This is a genomic window from Stenotrophomonas sp. CFBP 13718, assembly GCF_014842145.1.
GTDB lineage: Bacteria > Pseudomonadota > Gammaproteobacteria > Xanthomonadales > Xanthomonadaceae > Stenotrophomonas.
In genome coordinates, this window is the sequence record NZ_JACYVC010000001.1 from 170,587 (window position 1) to 186,867 (window position 16,281).

Annotated in this window: 16 protein-coding genes; 12 read left to right on the forward strand and 4 right to left on the reverse strand. The window is 67.3% G+C overall.

From position 1 onward, the window contains the following. The first annotated feature begins 30 nt into the window (after positions 1–30). Both IFT58_RS00745 and IFT58_RS00750 read left to right on the forward strand, forming a co-directional pair. Entirely contained in the window at positions 31–2,142 is a 2,112-nt protein-coding gene (locus tag IFT58_RS00745; RefSeq protein WP_192093666.1) for a PAS domain S-box protein, read from the forward strand. Next, positions 2,142–3,917, forward strand: a complete 1,776-nt coding sequence (locus IFT58_RS00750) for an EAL domain-containing protein (protein WP_249404969.1) — start codon at positions 2,142–2,144, stop codon at positions 3,915–3,917. The genes IFT58_RS00745 and IFT58_RS00750 overlap by 1 nt, the downstream gene beginning before the upstream one ends. Positions 3,918–4,779: 862 nt before the next feature. Here the strand turns inward: IFT58_RS00750 and IFT58_RS00755 are convergent. The 4 genes from IFT58_RS00755 to flgA form a co-directional block, all read right to left on the reverse strand. Then, positions 4,780–6,000 (reverse strand): ATP-binding protein, encoded by a 1,221-nt coding sequence (locus IFT58_RS00755; RefSeq protein ID WP_192093667.1) that lies wholly within the window; start codon positions 5,998–6,000, stop codon positions 4,780–4,782. A 100-nt stretch (positions 6,001–6,100) separates the two neighbouring features. Beyond that, positions 6,101–6,439 carry a flagellar protein FlgN gene (locus IFT58_RS00760; protein WP_188324088.1) on the reverse strand — a complete coding sequence of 113 codons (339 nt, stop codon included), beginning with the start codon at positions 6,437–6,439 and terminating at the stop codon, positions 6,101–6,103. After that, positions 6,436–6,738 (reverse strand): flagellar biosynthesis anti-sigma factor FlgM, encoded by a 303-nt coding sequence (gene flgM / locus IFT58_RS00765; RefSeq protein WP_188324089.1) that lies wholly within the window; start codon positions 6,736–6,738, stop codon positions 6,436–6,438. Before flgM ends, IFT58_RS00760 begins: the two co-directional genes overlap by 4 nt. A gap of 75 nt (positions 6,739–6,813) precedes the next feature. Beyond that, positions 6,814–7,470, reverse strand: coding sequence for a flagellar basal body P-ring formation chaperone FlgA (gene flgA, locus IFT58_RS00770; RefSeq protein WP_188324090.1), 657 nt, complete (start codon positions 7,468–7,470; stop codon positions 6,814–6,816). A gap of 102 nt (positions 7,471–7,572) precedes the next feature. Between flgA and IFT58_RS00775 the strand changes: the two genes are divergently transcribed. From IFT58_RS00775 to flgJ, 10 genes are all read left to right on the forward strand, one after another. Then, entirely contained in the window at positions 7,573–8,511 is a 939-nt protein-coding gene (locus IFT58_RS00775) for a chemotaxis protein (RefSeq protein ID WP_192079358.1), read from the forward strand. 259 nt (positions 8,512–8,770) lie between these two features. Then, entirely contained in the window at positions 8,771–9,166 is a 396-nt protein-coding gene (gene flgB / locus IFT58_RS00780) for a flagellar basal body rod protein FlgB (protein ID WP_192093668.1), read from the forward strand. Positions 9,167–9,169: 3 nt separating this feature from the next. Continuing rightward, complete coding sequence (gene flgC / locus IFT58_RS00785) at positions 9,170–9,577, forward strand: flagellar basal body rod protein FlgC (protein ID WP_192093669.1); 408 nt, start codon at positions 9,170–9,172, stop codon at positions 9,575–9,577. A gap of 23 nt (positions 9,578–9,600) precedes the next feature. Continuing rightward, on the forward strand, positions 9,601–10,284 hold the full coding sequence (locus IFT58_RS00790) for a flagellar hook capping FlgD N-terminal domain-containing protein (RefSeq protein ID WP_192093670.1): 684 nt from the start codon (positions 9,601–9,603) through the stop codon (positions 10,282–10,284). Positions 10,285–10,315: 31 nt separating this feature from the next. Further along, on the forward strand, positions 10,316–11,539 hold the full coding sequence (gene flgE / locus IFT58_RS00795) for a flagellar hook protein FlgE (RefSeq protein ID WP_192079355.1): 1,224 nt from the start codon (positions 10,316–10,318) through the stop codon (positions 11,537–11,539). A gap of 35 nt (positions 11,540–11,574) precedes the next feature. After that, positions 11,575–12,324 carry a flagellar basal body rod protein FlgF gene (locus tag IFT58_RS00800; protein ID WP_192079354.1) on the forward strand — a complete coding sequence of 250 codons (750 nt, stop codon included), beginning with the start codon at positions 11,575–11,577 and terminating at the stop codon, positions 12,322–12,324. 135 nt (positions 12,325–12,459) lie between these two features. Further along, entirely contained in the window at positions 12,460–13,245 is a 786-nt protein-coding gene (flgG, locus tag IFT58_RS00805) for a flagellar basal-body rod protein FlgG (protein ID WP_188324097.1), read from the forward strand. Positions 13,246–13,255: 10 nt separating this feature from the next. Next, positions 13,256–13,951 (forward strand): flagellar basal body L-ring protein FlgH, encoded by a 696-nt coding sequence (gene flgH / locus IFT58_RS00810; RefSeq protein WP_192080066.1) that lies wholly within the window; start codon positions 13,256–13,258, stop codon positions 13,949–13,951. Between the two features lie 11 nt (positions 13,952–13,962). After that, entirely contained in the window at positions 13,963–15,081 is a 1,119-nt protein-coding gene (locus IFT58_RS00815) for a flagellar basal body P-ring protein FlgI (protein WP_188324098.1), read from the forward strand. 1 nt (position 15,082) lies between these two features. Next, on the forward strand, positions 15,083–16,276 hold the full coding sequence (gene flgJ, locus IFT58_RS00820; RefSeq protein WP_192093671.1) for a flagellar assembly peptidoglycan hydrolase FlgJ: 1,194 nt from the start codon (positions 15,083–15,085) through the stop codon (positions 16,274–16,276). Positions 16,277–16,281: the final 5 nt, after the last annotated feature.

Genomic DNA, 16,281 nt, shown 5'->3' on the forward strand with positions numbered 1-16,281 from the left:
GCGTGCCCCGCGCCCAGGTCCCGAGCTGCCATGCCCCTGCAACCCAACGGCGACATCCCCATAGCCACCCCGTCCAGCGGCTTGGGCGACGCCCTGCGACGTGAACGTCGACGCGTGGTGCTGGTCTACCTGCTGCTGGCGATCGCCTGGGTGGCCAGCAGCGACGCGGCGGTCTACGCCATCGTCGCCGACCCGCGCCAAGCCGCATGGCTGCAGACCGCGAAAGGCCTGTTCTTCATCTTCGCCAGCGCCACCCTGCTCTACCTGCTGCTGCGCCCGTTCGGCGCGAACCTGCTGCAGGTCACCACCCGGCTGGCCGCATCGGACAAGCGACACCGCCAGGCCTTCGTCGGCAACCCCGGCCCGGTGCTCATCTATGACCTGCAGACGGCACGGATCCTGGACGCCAATCCTTCCGCCTGCACGCTGTTCGGCTGGGAACGCGAGCAGCTGCTCGGCCAGCCGATCGGCTGCCTGTGGCCGCCCGGCGCCGAAGCGCAGCTGGATGCGAAGCTGGAGCAGTTGCGCGAGCACCCCGAGCAGACCTGCGTGCTGCGATCGGCGCTGCAGTTGCGGGACGGCACGGTGCGGCAGATGGAGCTGCGCAGCAATGCCATCGATGTCGACGAGCGCCCTGCCCGCCTGCTGATCGTCATCGACCGTACCGCTGAAGATGAAGCCCTGGCGCGACGGGACCAGGCGCTGGCGCGGGTCGAAGAAGCACACGAGCTGGCGCGCATCGGCGCGTGGCAGCTCGATCCGGCCACCGGGCTGGCCAGCTTTTCGCGGCAGGTCTACCTGCTGCTGGGGCGGCGCCCGCCACAGGCCCGCACGTGGCACCGCTTCGATGAACTGCTGGTGCCGGCCGACGCCGCTACCGCGGCGATGACCGAACAGCTGCTGGCGGGGATGAGCTCGGGCGAGCCGGTGCACGTCGATGTGCTGCTGCCGCTGCTCGGCATGGATGGCCGGCCATTGATGACCCACCTGCGTGCCGAGAGCGGCCTGGACGATGCGGGCCGCCCCCGGGTGCTTGGCACGCTGCAGGATGTGACCGAACGCGAGCAGTCCCGGCGCCTGCTGCGCGAGCGCGAAGAACAGTTCCGCGAGCTGGTGCGGGTGCTGCCCGATGGCGTGGTGATCCTGTCCGATGAGCATGTGCTGTACGCCAATGCGTTTGCGGTGCGGCTGTTCGGCTATGACGGCCATACGCTGCTGGGCGAACCGCTGCAGGCACTGGTGGCCGAATCGGGACTGTCCTCGGTGCGCGCGCTGCTGCGGGACCGGGTGCCCGAGGACACCGCCGGCCATGCCATCGTCAGCAGCATGCAGCGCGTGGACGGGTCTGGTTTCCAGGCCGGGCTGTCCGTTGGCGAAGTGCGCTACGGCGGGCGCGACTGCCGCTTGCTGATCGTGCGCGACCTGAGCGACACCGAGCGCACGCGCATCGCCCTGGAAAACAGCAACCGCGAGCTGCACGCGATGGCCGGGCGCCTGTTCTCGCTGCAGGAGGACGAGCGCCGGGCCATATCGCGCGACCTGCACGATGACATCGGCCAGGCCATCACCGCGATCAAGCTGTCGGCCTGGGCTGCACTGGACGAAGAAGATGGCGCACGGCGCCGGGAAGACCTGCAGCAGATCGTCGGACTGGCCGACAGCACGGTGGGCAAGCTGCGCGACCTGTCCATGCTGCTACGCCCGCCGCAGCTGGATGCGCTGGGGCTGGAGGCCGCGCTGCGCTGGCAGGCGGGGGTGTTGTTCCGCGCGTCGCAGACCGAACTGCTGGCGCACATCGATACCCTGCCCGAGCGGCCGGACAACGCCATCGAGCAGGCCTGCTTCCGCATTGCCCAGGAAAGCCTGACCAATGCGCTGCGCCATGCGCGCGCCAGCCAGGTGCTGCTGCACCTGCGTGACATCGGCCAGGGCCGCCTGCACCTGCAGGTCCGCGACGATGGCGAAGGATTTGATCCCCACGGCCCGCGCGGGCTCGGGCTGATCGTCATGCGCGAACGGGCGCAGAGCGTCGGCGGCCAGTTGCGCATTCAATCCGCGCCCGGCGAAGGTACCCTGATCGAACTGCATCTTCCCTATCGCGTCGACACCCGCTCGACGCACGCCTTGGAACACCTTCCGTAATGTGGAACAACTCCCTGCCCCAGGTCAGCATCGACGACGCACCGGATCGCCTGGGTGCCGGTAATCCGGAGCTGCAGGCGATGGTCACCGAGGCGGCCGGCGGCGGCGTGCCGCTTATGTTGATGCACGTGGACATCGACCACTTCGCGTCGGTCAACGAGAACATGAGCGCAGAGGTCGGCGACCAGGCTTTGGTGCTGGTGGCCCAGCGCCTGAAGCTGTGGCTGCGTGGCCGTGGAAAGCTGTGGCGGCATGGCAGCGACGAGTTCCTGGTGGCGGTGCCGCGCACTCCTGACGTGCCGCTGGCCGAAGACCTGGCCGAGGAGCTGCGCCAGCAGCTCGAGCTTCCGCTGTCGGTGCTGCCGTACACCTTGTTCATGACCGGCAAGGTCGGCGTGAGCCTGTGTCCGGAGCACGCAAGCAATGCATCGCGTCTGCTCGACCACGCCGAGGATGCGCTGTACCAGGCCGCCCGCGAAGGCGGTAATGCCGTGCGCATCCATGCCCTCGATACGCCGCCGAGCGCGCACAGCGAGAGCATCATCGCGCGGCAGATCATCGACGCCATTCCCAATGGCGAGTTGAAGTTGCGGTACCAGCCGCTGGTCAGCTCGCGCGATGGCCATGTGGTGGGCATGGAGGCGCTGCTTCGCTGGCAGTCGCCGACATTGGGCATGCTGGTGCCCGAGAGGTTCATGCGCACGGCCGAGCGGCTGGGCATCATCGTGCAGATCGGCACCTGGGTGCTGGAGGGCGCCCTGAAGCAGGCCAAGCTGTGGCGCGACCAGGGCTTCGATGATTTCACCATCGCCGTCAATGTCTCCACCCTGCAGCTGTTGCGTCCCAATTTCTTCACCGAGGTGATGGGACTGATGCAGGCCGCCGGCGTTCCCGCGCCGATGCTGACGCTGGAGATCAACGAAAGCGCGCTGACCAACAACGTGAATTTCGTCCACGAAACGCTGGTCAACCTGCGCAACGAAGGCATCAGCCTGAGCCTGGACAATTTCGGCACCGGTGATTCCAGCCTGAGTGCGCTGGTGCGCTATCCGGTGGACAAGCTGAAGATCGACCGCAGCTTCATCAAGAGTGCGCCGGCCGGCAACCGCGAGGCCGCCATCGCCCGCGCCATCATCGCCATGGGCCACCAACTGGGCATGACGGTGATCGCCAATGGCGTCGAGTCGCAGGCACAGTTGGGTTTCCTGCGCCGCAACGACTGCGACGTGTTCCAGGGGTATCTGTTCGGTGAGCCCATGTCAGCCGATGCGGCGGGCATGACCCTGCGCCGTCGCTACCTGCGTCCGGAAGCCTTCGCCGAGACCCGCCCGGACCGCACGCTGCTGCTGCTGGACGATGAAGAGAACGTACTGCGCTCCCTGGTGCGATTGTTCCGCCGCGACGGCTATCGGATCCTGGCAGCCGGCAACGTCCGTGATGCATTCGACCTGCTGGCGATCAACGATGTGCAGGTGATCCTGTCCGACCAGCGCATGAGTGACATGAGCGGGACCGAGTTCCTGGGTCGGGTGAAGATGCTCTACCCGGACACGATCCGCCTGGTGCTGTCCGGCTACACCGATCTCAACACGGTGACCGACGCCATCAACCGCGGCGCGATCTACCGTTTCCTGACCAAGCCCTGGAATGACGACGAACTGCGCAAGCACATCCACCAGGCATTCCGCACCTACGAGGAGCAGCGGCGCGGCAACGGCGGCGGTGCACCGGCGGCGGATGTGCTGGACACGGCGGAAGATCGCCTGCTGCGGTAGGTGGTCGAACGGGTGAGACCCCCTCGCGGCGGGCTCTGACAACAGGCTGCTTGCTTGGGGCCGGGCGGTGGGGCTGGGCGGGGGACGGCAAGAGCCGCATCCATGCGTGCCTCGTTTCGCGCCATCCATGGCGCTCAACGCCCCCGCCCAGCCCCACCGCCCGGCCCTCGACAGGTTCCGTGGCTGCCCGCCGCGTATGAAAAGAAAGAAGAGCGGTAGCGCCGACCCATGGTCGGCGAGCGCAGCGGGCCGCTGGCGGGGACATTCCGCCGACCATGGGTCGGCGCTACCGATGACGGCAAGCCGTCTGGTGGAGGGAGCCCCTGAGTCAGGGGCGGCCGCGAAGCGGCGGGGTGTGGGTGCTGGTGAGACGGGGCCCGCGGTTTGCGAAGCAAAGCGTGGGAGCGGCAGCGCGAATGCGATGACGTGGACCCGCCATCCATGGCACTCAACGCCCCCGCCCAGCCCCACCGCCCGGCCCCCTGACAGGTTCCGTGGCCGCCCGCCGCGTAAAAAAAAAGAGAAAGGCGGTAGCGCCGACCCATGGTCGGCGGAAACCATCAGACCCCATTTCCCCACCCTCCGCCGACCATGGGTCGGCGCTACCGGTCGGCATGCCAACGGTTCCATGGCCCCCATGGACCTGTCGAAGGCGGGGCGGGGTGGGTTGGCGGGGGCGTTGAGTGCCATGGATGGCACGAAACGAGGCCCGCATGGATGCGGCCCTTGCCGTCCCCCGCCAACCCACCCCGCCCCGCCAGCCCACAGTCCTGCAGCCTTTGATGTTGCTTCGGCAGTTGCAGTTGCTTCGGCTGTTGCTGTCGCCTCTGCAGGTGCCGGGCGCAGCCCGGCATACACCCCGCTATCGCGGCTGCTTGATCGGCAGTACCACGCGGAACGTCGACCCCACGCCGGGCGTGCTGTCCAGGTCGATGCGGCCGTTGTGCTTGTTGATGATGCTGTAGGAAATCGACAAGCCCAGGCCCGTGCCACTGCCCACCGGTTTGGTGGTGAAGAACGGATCGAAGATCCGCTGGCGCAGCTCGGGCGAAATGCCGCCACCGCTGTCTTCGAACTCCACCCACGCATGCTCGCCGTCCACGCCGGTGCGCACGGTAATGACGCCGCGGTCGGCGATTGCGTGACCGGCGTTGAGCAGCAGGTTCATGTACACCTGGTTGAGCTCGGAGGGCAGGCACTCCACCAGCGGCAACTGGCCGAACTCGCGGTGCAGTTCCACCTTGTATTTCAGCTCGTTCCAGATGATGTTGATCGTCGATTCAAGACCGGAATGCAGATCCACCAGCTTCCACGACTCATCGCGGCCGGAATACGAAAAATCCTTCAGGTCGCGGACGATGCGGGTGACCCGCTCGATGCCCTCGCGCGACTCGGCCATCAGCTGCGGCAGGTCGCGGCTGATGAAATCGATGTCCAGGCGGTGACGGATGTCGTCGATCTCCGGGATCAGGGTCTTCGGATCCGGTGCGCGCAACGCGCGCTCGTATGCCTCGATCACCGTGAACAGGCTGCGCAGGTATTCCTGCAGGCTGCCCAGGTTGGAGTGGACATAGCCGATCGGATTGTTGATCTCGTGCGCCACGCCCGCCGCCAGCTGCCCGATCGAGGCCATCTTCTCCGACTGGAGCAGTTTTTCCTGCGCCCCGTTCAATCGCAGGTAGGCCTGGCGGAGTTCCGCATGCCGTTGCTGCAGTTCGCGCTCGTAGTCCTCCTGCCCTTCAATGCGACGGAACAGGCCAAGGTAATAGCCGATGGCCTGATCGCGGTGGTGATACAGCTGGGCCGTAACCACGCCCTCGCCCATCACCAGGCTGCCGCTCCACTGGCCTTCCTTGCGGGCCACGGCCATGGCATCGGGGGGCAGCAGGGCACGCAGGCGCTGCGGCGCGCCGTCCTCGCCGGTTTCGCTGCCGGCCAGCAGTGCATCGACGGCTGGATTGGCAAGCACCACCGCATCGTCATCGGTGAACAGCAGCAGTCCCTCGCGCACCGGCGCAAGCAGGGCCTGCAGCAGCTGTGGCGAAGGGAAAGGGACGGGGGCGTTCGAGGCGGCTGCAGGCACAGGGGCGTCCGGCGTTACGGAAAACGGCCCCCACTATACGACGAGCGCGCACCTGCCGGCCGCGCTGCGCGCAGCGCCAGCACGCACGGGACGCATCAGATCAGGCGACGGCCAACGGCCTGCGCGCGGTCAACTGCTGTGACTGGCCCTTGCTGTCATATGCCGGTGCATCTTCGCTGCGGCCCAGCTGGCGCAGGGCCCAGTTGACCTCGCGACGGCGCCGCGACAGCAGCACGCCGTTGGCGCGATTGCGCTCAGCCAGGACTTCCAGCTGCGCGGATTCGCCCATCGGCGGCGCACGGTCCAGCGTCCGCAACGCATCCAGCTTGGCGCTGGTGGCACGGATCAGGGCCTGCACGTCATGTGCGACCAAGGCCAGACGCTCTGCATCCAGCGCGTCACTGAGGCGTTGCATCGGCTCGCTCATCAGCGTGCTCATCCCTGCAGCTGCTGGTCCAGATCAAGCATGCGCGAGGCGATCGCTTCCGGGTTGATCCGGTAGCTGCCGTTCTGCAATGACTCGCGCACGGCCTGCACCCGCTCGGCGTCAATGGCCGGGGCACTGCTCAGGCTGCGCTCGAGCGCCTGCAGGTTGGTCGCTTCACCGGTCAGCTTGAGGCTGTCCGCTGCTTCAATCGGGCGCGCAGGCGTATCGGCGCTGACGCCGGCGCGACTGGTCGGGCCCACCGCACGCAGCGTCTGCGCTGCCTGCATCGTGCCGTCGATTTTTTGGCTCATGGGAGCTCCTCGGGTTGCCGTTCAATATCGATAACGGCCGCCCGACCGTGATCTTTAGGGGATTTCTGCACTTTCTCAGCGCGTCACTAAAACGTCGCCGTTGGCGGCCACGGTCCCTTGTACCACCTTGCGGGAGGCCAGGTTCTCCACCGACAGCCGCTCGTTCTCACCGGCATCACCGAGTGCCTTGCCGACCACCCGTACCTCGACCGAGCCCCGGCGTGACACCAGCGCCACGTTGTCGCCACGCCGGACCAGCCGCTGCGCGACCAGGTCCGACGCGGACAGCAGGCTGCCGGCCGACAGCGTACGCCGCGCCACGCGCCCCACGGCCGCGGCAGGATCGGCCAGCACGGCACCGGCAATCCGCGCGGCGTCACGCTGCGCCGTCCCGATATCGGCCGCAGACAGGGTTTCTCCAGCCGCGATGCCGCGCGACAGCACCAGTACGGTCTGCTCCCGGCGCACCTTCACCGGCACGAACAGGCGCCAGCCGCCGGCATCCGGGCAGCTGACTTCCACGGTGGTGTTGGCGGTGGGCTGGGCAGTGAGCCCTTGGCCACAGGCAGGCAAACGCAGCGCATCGGCCACCACGGCCTCGCCTTGTGCCCCCTCGCCCAGCAGAGACAGCGCTGCAGTGCGGATGGTGTCCACCGGCTGCCACGAGGGCGCGGCCGCGACCGGCGCGCTGGCAAGGGCCAGCAGCCAGCACAGTGATTTAAAGGTAGGCATGCAACCCCCACGGCAAAGTTCGACAGGCCCGCTGCAAGTGCTGTGCCAGATCACGCACGCACGACGACTCAAGTAAGGACCGCCAGCGCCGATACCTCTCCCATGTCACATGACCTGCTCAACCGCATCGATCAACGTACCCGCCTGGCTGGCCACAACCGCCTGGCGCTGCTGCTGTTCCGGCTTGGCGGACGCCAGCTTTTTGGCGTCAATGTGTTCAAGGTGCAGGAAGTACTGCGCCGACCGGAGCTGTTCCAGGTGCCCGGCTTGCCCAGCGAGTTCTCCGGGGTGGCCGATGTGCGGGGCCGCTCGGTGCCCGTGCTGGACCTGGGCGTGGCCATCGGTCACCCCGAGCGCGACAATGCCGATGGCCCCGGCTATCTGGTGGTCACCGAGTTCAACCGCTCGATCCAGGGCTTCCTGGTCAGCGGGGTGGAGCGCATCGTCAACATCGCCGTGCAGGACATCCACCCGCCGCCGGAACTGGGCGCCGAATCCAGCTACCTGACGGCTGTCACCCGCTTCCAGGGCGAGCTCATCCAGGTCATCGACGTGGAAAGCGTGCTGGCCGACATCGCCGGCACCCGCAGCGAAGCGGTGCTGGACCCGGCCCTGGCCATGCCGGCCGACGGTCCGCAGATGCAGGTGCTGGTGGTGGATGACTCGCGCGTCGCCCGGCAGCAGATCCGCAGCGTGCTGGACCAGCTCGGCGTGGGCGCGACCCTGCTGTCCGATGGCAAGCAGGCACTGGACCACCTGCTGCAGATCCACGCGGCGGGTGAAGACCCCGCCCAGCGGTACGCGATGGTGATCTCCGACATCGAGATGCCCGCGATGGACGGCTACACCCTGACGACGGAAATCCGGCGCCACCCGGGACTGGCCGGCCTGTACGTGCTGCTGCACACCTCCCTGTCGGGCGTGTTCAACAACGCGATGGTCGAACGCGTGGGCGCAAACGCCTTCGTCGCCAAGTACTCACCGCACGAACTCGCCGATTTCGTCCTGGACCGCCTGCGCAAGGTCGCCCAGGCCGCCTGACGCCCCTCTCCAGTCCGCCGAGCATGGCGCGGCGCCACCTGCCCTGCCTGACCGCGCACGTGGGCCGTCCGGAGGCGTGGGGCGGGCCCGTGCGGGACCGTTGGAGCCCCGGACGGGCGGAAACGAGCCCCCATGGATGGGTTCACGGCGTGTCCCGCACGGGCCCGCCCCACGCCTCAAGCGTGCAACCACGCTCACCGCAGCTCCGCTTTGGCACGGCGCTTGCAGCTTTGCCGGCACTGTTCCGTGGGAGCGCGCCATGTCCAACCTGATTTCCGACTACCTGGGTGTCCACGCCCAGGCCATGCCGTTGCGCGAGCAGCGCATGAAGCTGATCGCCAGCAACCTCGGCAATGCTGACACCCCGGGCTACAAGGCCCAGGACATGGACTTCGATGCCGCCCTGCGCAGCGCCCAGGGGCAGGCCGGCAACGGCCTGATGAGCACCACCAACGAACAGCACCTGGCCATCGGCAACGGACTGAACCCGTTCCAGATCAGCCGCGAAGGGGTGCAGCCCAACGTCGACGGCAACACCGTCGACCCCGATGCCGAGCGCGCCGCCTACGGCCGCGCCGCGCTGGAATACCGCGCCTCGCTGAGTTTCGTCGAATCCAAGGTGCGCTCCATGCTCACCGCGATCACAGGGCAATAAGCCATGAGCAACCTCCCCATCTTCGACATCGCCGGGTCTGCCCTGCAGGCGCAGTCGGTGCGCATGAGCACCATCGCCTCCAACCTGGCCAACGCCGATTCGGTCGCCGGCTCGCCCGAGGCGGTGTACAAGCCGCTGGAGCCGATCTTCCAGGCAGTCACCAGCCGCACCGACCCGAATGTCACCTCGGTGCAGATCAAGGAGATCCAGCAGAGCGACGCCGCCCCGATCAAGCGCTACGAACCCGGCCATCCGCTGGCCGACGGCGACGGCTACATCTACCAGGCCGACGTGGATCCGGTGGCGCAGATGGTCAACCTGATCTCTACCTCACGCAATTACCAGGCCGGCGTGGAAATGCTCGGTACCGCCAAGGAACTGGCCCTCGCCACGCTGACCATGGGCCGCTGACGCGCGCCCCGGAGACGAACCCAATGAGCACCGCCATCACCACCCAGTCCAGCCAGGATGTCTACTCCGCGCTGGGCCTGAACTCGCCCAACAGCAGCGCCAGCAAGAAGAAAGACACGTTGGAGCAGGCCGATTTCCTGCGCCTGATGACCGAGCAGCTGCAGCATCAGGATCCATTGAAGCCGATGGACAACACGCAGATGGTCGCGCAGATGGCACAGATGTCGACCGTGCAGGGCATCACCGACCTCAACACCACGGTCAAGGGTTTCCAGACCTCGATGGCCAGCGACCAGGTATTGCGCGGCGCCGCGCTGGTCGGTCACGACGTGCTGGTGCCTTCGGAGAAGATGGTGCTGGAAAGCGAGGGCACCGTCGGTGGCCTGGTGGCTGCACCGAGCGCCGGCATGATCAACGTGGACATCACCGATGCCAACGGCCTGAAAGTGGCCCAGATCACCGTGGAGGCCGCCGCAGCCGGTGAGACCAACTTCGTGTGGGACGGCAAGGACAGCAGCGGCGACCGCCTGCCGCCGGGCAACTACTCGCTGGTGGCCAACCACACCGACACCGCCGGGGCGAAGACCAAGCTCGGCACGTACGTGGAAGCGCCGGTGGAAAGCGTGACCGTCGGTTCCGACGGGCTGTACCTGAATCTCAAGGGATTGGGCGCCGCCCCGATCGATTACGTGCTCCGCATCAGCTGAGCCCCCAGACCGCTTCAACGAGGAGTCCACCATGGCTTTCAACGTCTCGCTGTCCGGCATCAACGCCGCCAACACCGACCTCAGTGTCACCGCCAACAACGTCGCCAATGTCAACACCACCGGCTTCAAGCAGTCGCGCGCTGAATTCGCCGACCTGTTCTCGGCCACCAGCTACGGCCTGTCGCGCAATGCGGTGGGTTCGGGCGCGCGCGTGTCCAACGTCGCCCAGCAGTTCAGCCAGGGCAACAATTCGCAGACCGGTCGCAGCCTGGATCTGGCCGTGTCGGGCGAAGGCTTCTTCACCATGAGCGTCAACGGCCAGCGCGCCTATTCGCGCGCCGGCAACTTCCAGACCGACGCGCAGGGCTTCGTGGTCAACCCGGCCGGTGCGCGCCTGCAGGTGTTCACCCCCAATGCCGATGGCACGACCTTCGATTCCGGACGCTTGACCGACCTGCAGCTGCTGACCACCGACAGCCCGCCCAAGCAGACCGGCAACGTGCAGCTCGCCTTCACCCTGCCCGCCAACAGCACCCAGCCGACCGTGACGCCGTTCGATCCCACCGACTCGAACAGCTACAGCCAGTCCAGCGGCGGCGTGACCGTGTACGACTCGCTGGGTGTCAGCCATACGCAGACCTCCTACTTCGTCAAGGGCGCCACCGCCAACGAATGGCAGGTGTACAACTACGTGGACGGCCAGGCCGCCGGCGCACCGAGCACGCTGCAGTTCAGCGAAAGCGGCGCCCTGGTCGCCCCGGCGAACGGCCGCATCACGCTGGATGGCTTCACCCCCGCCACCGGTGCCGGCCAGCTCAACCTGACCCTGGACGTGGCCGGCTCCACCCAGTACGGCGAAAAGTTCGCTCTGCGCAACTTCCAGCAGGACGGCTACGCGGCCGGCAAGCTCAACGAGATCAGCGTGTCCGAGCAGGGCGTGGTGTTCGCGCGTTACTCGAACGGTGATGACAAGGCACTGGGCCAGGTCGCCCTGACCAACTTCAACAACGCACAGGGCCTGCAGTCCACCGGCGACAACATGTGGGTGGAGACCTTCGCCTCCGGTTCGCCGCGCACCTCGGCGCCGGATTCGTCGGACCTGGGCAAGATCCAGGCCGGCGCACTGGAATCGTCCACCGTCGACCTCACCGAGCAGCTGGTGAACATGATCGTGGCCCAGCGTAATTTCCAGGCCAACTCGCAGATGCTCAGCACCCAGGACCAGGTCACCCAGACCATCATCAACATCCGTTGATGATGGCCGACTGACCGCAGCACGGAGCTTCCACGATGGACAAGGCCCTCTACGTCGCGATGACCGGTGCGCGCGCTTCCCTGCAGGCGCAGGGCACGCTGTCACACAACATCGCCAATACCGATACGCCTGGCTTCAAGGAAGCACTGGCCAACACCGAAGCGTTCCCGATCCGCGGACCGGGCTTCGCCTCGCGGGTGGACGCCGTGCACGTGGATGCAGGGTTCAACCGCCGCATGGGCGCCCAGCACATCACCGGCAACCCGCTGGACCTGTCACTGCAGGCCGGCAGCTGGCTGACCGTGCAGGCACCCGGCGGCGGCGAGGCCTATACGCGTGGCGCCGCCCTGTCACTGACGCCGAATGGCCAGCTGGTCACCGCCGGCGGCCATGCGGTGCTGGATGAGAACGAAAACCCGATCGCCATCCCGCCCCACCAGGCGATGGAGATCGGCAACGACGGCACGATCTCGATCATTCCGCTGGGGGAAGGCCCGCAGACGATGGCAGTGGTCGGCCGGATCAAGGTCGTGGCCGCCGACGATGCGCGGCTGGAGCGTGGCCTGGACGGCCTGTTCCGCAATACCGATCCGCAGCAGCCGTTCGTGCAGACCCAGGGCAAGGCCCTTGAAAGCGGCCAGCTGGAAGGCAGCAACGTGGATGCCGCCGGCGCGCTGGTGCAGATGATCCAGCTGCAGCGCCAGTACGAAATGCAGGTCAAAGTGATCAAGCACGGCGACGAGAACGCACGCAGCGCCAACAGCCTGCTGCGCCTGAACGGCTGACCCGCCGACAGATGACGGAAATCCGGCGCGCCGCAATGGCACGCCGCTTGCAGTACCCCCTGTGAAGCACCTGCGCCTGTCGCAGGTCATCCGCCCCGACCACGTCGGCGCGGGCAACCAGCAGAGGAACTGACCATGAACCAGGCACTGTGGATCGCCAAGACCGGACTGGACGCGCAGCAGACGCGCATGTCGGTGGTGTCCAACAACCTCGCCAATACGAACACGACCGGCTTCAAGCAGGACCGTGCCAGTTTCGAGGATCTGTTGTACCAGCAGGTGCGTCAGCCCGGTGGCGCCTCGTCGGCGCAGACCCAGCTGCCGACCGGCCTGCAGCTGGGCACGGGCGTGCGCGTGGTCGCCACGGCGAAGAACTTCGAGCAGGGCAGCCAGCAGCAGACCGGTCGCGCGCTGGACGTGATGGTCAACGGACGCGGCTTCTTCGAAGTGTCGATGCCCGACGGCAGCTCCGCGTTCACCCGCGATGGTTCGTTCAAGGTCAACCAGGACGGTGAGCTGGTCACCAACAGCGGTTACCCCGTGCAGCCCGGCATCCAGATTCCGGAAGGCGCGCAGACGCTGACCATCGGCACCGACGGCACCGTCAGCGTGAAGATGGCCGACGACGCGGCCACCGTGGAGATCGGCGCGCTCACGCTGACCGACTTCATCAATCCGGCAGGCCTGCAGGCCCGCGGCGAAAACCTGTACCTGGAAACGACCGCGTCAGGCCCCGCGCAGAACGGCAACCCCGGTCTCAACGGCCTGGGCAACGTCGTCCAGGGTGCGCTGGAAGGCAGCAACGTCAACGTGGTCGAAGAGCTGGTGTCGATGATCGAAACCCAGCGCGCCTATGAAATGAACGCCAAGGCGATCTCGACCACCGACTCGATGCTCGGCTACCTCAACAACAACGTCTGACCGGACTGCCATCATGCTGCTTCCCGCCTCCCTCGCCCGCCTGTCCCTTGCTGCCGCCGCCATCGCGCTGCTGGGCGGCTGCGTGATCGCCGGCGACGTGCGTCCCTACCCGGCGATGCTGCCGGTGCAGCCGGTGATGCCGCCGCAGTCGCAGGCTACCGCCGGCGCGATCTACGCCGCCGGCCCGTCACTGCAGCTGTATTCGGACCGTCGTGCGCGCGACGTGGGCGACCTGTTGACCATCACCCTGCTGGAAAACACCCAGGCGCAGATGAGCGCCAACACCGCCACCAGCAAGGAGTCCGAGCTGGCCATCGGGACGCCGACGATCTTCGGCGCGCCGGTCACCCTGGGCGGCAAGGACATTCTGTCGGCCACCGCGAACGGTTCGCGTGACTTCACCGGCCGTGGCAACAGCGCGCAGAGCAACCGCCTGCAGGGCAACGTGACCGTCACGGTGATGCAGCGACTGCCGAACGGCAACCTGGTCGTGCAGGGGCAGAAGAACCTGCGTCTGAACCAGGGCGACGAACTGGTGCAGGTACAGGGCATCGTGCGCGCCGCCGACATCGGCCCGGACAACACCATTCCTTCCAGCCGCGTTGCCGATGCCCGCATCGTCTACGGCGGTCGTGGCGCGGTCGCCCAGTCCAATGCCATGGGCTGGCTGAGCCGCTTCTTCAACTCCGGCCTGGCGCCGTTCTGAGCATGCCTGCCATGACCCTTACCTCTTTTCCCGCCCGCCTGCTGATCGCCGCGCTGGCCGTTGCCGCCGCCGCGCTGCCCGCGCACGCTGAGCGCATCAAGGACATCGCCCAGGTCGGCGGCGTGCGCGGCAATGCGCTGGTCGGCTACGGCCTGGTGGTCGGCCTGGACGGCAGCGGCGACCGCACCAGCCAAGCCCCGTTCACCGTGCAGAGCCTGAAGAACCTGCTGGGCGAGCTGGGCGTCAATGTTCCGTCGAACGTCAATCCGCAGTTGAAGAACGTGGCAGCCGTGGCCATCCACGCCGAGCTGCCGCCCTTCGCCAAACCCGGCCAGCCGATCGACATCACCGTGTCGTCGATCGGCAATGCGGTGTCGCTGCGCGGTGGCTCGCTGCTGATGGCCCCACTGAAGGGAGCCGACGGCCAGGTCTATGCGATCGCCCAGGGCAACCTGGTGGTCGGCGGCTTCGGCGCGCAGGGGCGCGATGGTTCCCGCGTTTCGGTCAACGTGCCGAGCGTCGGCCGCATTCCCAACGGCGCCACCGTCGAACGCGCGGTGCCGGATGTGTTCGGCGCCTCCGGCGAGATCACCCTCAACCTGCACCAGAACGACTTCACCACCGTGTCGCGCATGGTCGCGGCATTGAACAACGCCTTCGGTGACAACGTCGCCCGCGCCGTTGATGGCGGCACGGTCGCGGTGCAGTCGCCGACCGACCCCGGTGCCCGCATCGGCTTGTTGGCCCGCATCGAGAGTCTTGAACTCACCCCGGGCAGCGCGCCGGCCAAGGTCGTGGTGAACGCGCGTACCGGCACCGTGGTGATCGGCCAGCAGGTGCGCGTGGGCGCAGCGGCCATTTCGCACGGCTCGCTGACGGTGACCATCCAGGAAGGCAGCAACGTGAGCCAGCCCAATGCGCTGGCCGGCGGCCAGACCGTGGTGACCCCGCAGTCCACCATCACCGCCACCAACGAGGGCAGCCGCATGTTCAAGTTCAACGGCGGCACCTCATTGGATGAAATCGTGCACGCGGTCAATGCCGTGGGCGCCGCACCGGGTGATCTGATCGCGATCCTGGAAGCCCTCAAGCAGGCCGGTGCGCTGAGCGCCGAGCTCGAGGTCATCTGACATGCGCATCCAGCCGGCCTTCGAACTCAATCCAGCACAGCGAACCGACCCGGCCCAGGTCGACAAGGTCGCGCGCCAGCTTGAAGGTCAGTTCGCGCAGATGATGGTCAAGAGCATGCGCGAGGCCAGCTTTGGCGATTCGCTGTTTCCCGGCGAAAACACCATGTTCCGCGAGATGTACGACCAGAAGATCGCCGAAGCGATGACGCGCGGCAAGGGACTGGGCCTGTCTGCGGTGATCACGCGCCAGCTTTCCGGCACGGACGGCGCCGGCCCGGCGCTGGACCCGCAGATCAAGCCGGCCGACGCCACCCGCGCGTACCAGCTCAATGCGCCTGCCACCAGCGCACCGCCCATGCCGCTCGATGATGCCGACCAGGCCGTGCGCATGCTGCAGCAGATGGCCGCCGGCACCTCGCCGCGGATGCTGCAGCCGATGGAGCAGACGCTGGACCTGATCGCCGGCCGTGACAGCAGCAGCCTGCATCAGGCCCTGGGCAGCAGTGATCCGTACGCATCGCAGGCGCTGGCGGCGACTGCACCGGTCGCGGCTGAAGACCAGTGGTCGGCCACCGCGACCAACCGCGGCACCGGACCGTCGGCCATCGACACGTTGGCCAGCAGTTCGGCCGTGGCGCGGCTGGGCTCGCACACACCGGAAGGCTTCGTCGCCGGCATCTGGCAGCACGCACAGACCGCGGCCAAGGAACTCGGCGTGGACGCGCGTGCGCTGGTTGCACAGGCGGCGCTGGAAACCGGCTGGGGCAAGCGCCAGATCACCCATGGCGATGGCCGCAGCGCGCACAACCTGTTCGGCATCAAGGCCACCGGCTGGAGCGGTGACCGCGCCACGGTAGGCACCCACGAATACGTCGACGGCGCGCGCCGCAACGAAACGGCCAGCTTCCGCAGCTACAGTTCGCCAGCGGAAAGCTTCGCCGACTACGTGCGCCTGCTGAAGACCAACCCGCGTTACCAGAAGGCCCTGCAGGCCGGTACCGACGTACGCGGCTTCGCGCGCGGGCTGCAGCAGGCCGGCTATGCGACCGACCCGTCGTATGCCAACAAGATCGCCAGCATTGCTGGTGGCCCGACCATCGAACGCGCGGTAGCCGCCATCGGCGATGCCGGCGCGCAGTTGGGTCGCACCTTCGCCAGCACTGCCCAGGCAGCGCTGGGCATCGCCCGTCGCTGAGGACC